Below are 1725 nucleotides of genomic sequence, written 5' to 3' on the forward strand. Positions count from 1 at the left end.
TGGCCGCGGGCCTGGTCAAGGACCACCCGGGCGACCACGAGGACGAGCGCTACTCGATCTGAGTTTCTCCCCGAGACCGCGGCTTGTTCGCAGAACCGGACCCTTACGGGCCGGCTCCGCGGACAGGCCGCGGTTTTGTCGTTTCGTATCCTTAAGGGAGGGAGGCGACGCAGTGGAGACCATCAACAGCAAGCTCATCAGCTGGGCCTCGATCCTGGACGAGAAGACCCGCGAACAGGCCCTCGCCACGGCCACGCTGCCCATCATCTACCCGCACCTGGCCCTGATGCCGGATGCGCACCTGGGCAAGGGTGCCACCGTGGGATCGGTCATTCCCACCCTGCGCTCGATCATTCCGGCCGCCGTGGGGGTGGACATCGGCTGCGGCATGATCGCGGTGCGGACACAGTACCTGGTGAAGGACCTCCCCAAGAACCGGAAACCGCTGCGTGAGGCCATCGAACGGGCCATCCCGCTGTCTGCCGGCCACAATAACCGGACAGTCCAGGCCACCGCGGTACCCCGGATCGCCGAGCTGAAGGAGCTGGCGGCCAAAGCAGGGTTCAACCCTGGCCAGTATGTGGAGAAGTGGGACCTGCAGCTGGGCTCGCTAGGCTCGGGCAACCACTTCATCGAGGTCTCCGCCGATGAGAACGACGCCGTCTGGCTGTTCCTGCACTCCGGCTCGCGCGGCGTGGGCAACAAGATCGCGCAGCATCACATCGGCGTCGCCCGGGAGGTCACCCACAAGCGTGGCACCCGCGTGCCCGATCCGGACCTCGCGTACCTGGAGGAGGGCACGCCCGAGTTCCGGCGGTACATCGAGGAGCTCCGGTGGGCCCAGCACTTTGCCCTGCTGAACCGCGAGGAAATGATGGACCGGGTTGTGGCGCAGTTCCGCAACTGGGTGGGCGGGCCGGTCAAGGAGCGGGAACGGATCAACTGCCACCACAACTTCACCCAGCTCGAGACGCACTACGGCAAGTCGGTCTGGGTGTCGCGGAAGGGTGCCATCAAAGCCGAGCGGGGCGATCCGGGACTTATTCCGGGGTCCATGGGGACGGCGTCGTACGTTGTGGAAGGGCTGGGGAACCCGGCCTCCCTGAACTCCTCCCCGCACGGTGCCGGCCGCGAATACTCACGGAATGCGGCAAAGAAGACCTTCTCGCTGGCCGAACTGAAGCAGGCCATGCAGGGGATCGAGTTCCGGGCCAGCGAGGCATTCATCGATGAAATCCCGGCCGCGTACAAGCCCATCGACGTGGTGATGCGTGACGCACAGGACCTCGTAAAGGTACGGCACAAGCTGCGGCAGCTCGTCAACGTTAAGGGCGACTGAAACCGCCCGAAGCCGTCCTGTAGCCACTCAATGTGACGCTAGATGAACCCGCGTGACCCCCCGTTTCCGCGTCATTGAACGGGTTTATGACACTCCCTATGGTGAAACAATGACTAGTTCCAAGCCCGGGATGATCCGCATCGTGGCAGGCGAAAGCGCAGCACCCCAGCGCAAGCGTGCCATCGAGGCTTTCCTGGCGATCGGACTGGTCCTCCTGATCGCCGCCGGCGCCGTGGTGGCGTCCAGCATTTCCCGCAACACGGAGGCGCAGGCCGCGCCGGCGCCTACGGCCGCTGACGAACTGAAGCTGGGGTACTTCGGAAACCTGACCCACGCTCCCGTGCTGGTGGGCCTGAAACAGGGAATCCTGGCCCGCAACCTCGGCT

At 65.0% G+C, this 1725-nt stretch carries 1 protein-coding gene and 1 pseudogene; both read left to right on the forward strand.

Annotation, left to right across the window (positions count from 1 at the left end; genetic code table 11):
• The first annotated feature begins 172 nt into the window (after nt 1–172).
• Nucleotides 173–1339, forward strand: a complete 1167-nt coding sequence (locus tag DBR22_RS18560; RefSeq protein WP_108600222.1) for an RtcB family protein — start codon at nt 173–175, stop codon at nt 1337–1339.
• Between the two features lie 130 nt (nt 1340–1469).
• Nucleotides 1470–1725, forward strand: a pseudogene (locus DBR22_RS18565) (sulfonate ABC transporter substrate-binding protein); the annotation flags it as partial.

Source organism: Arthrobacter sp. HMWF013 (genome assembly GCF_003061105.1).
GTDB lineage: Bacteria > Actinomycetota > Actinomycetes > Actinomycetales > Micrococcaceae > Arthrobacter.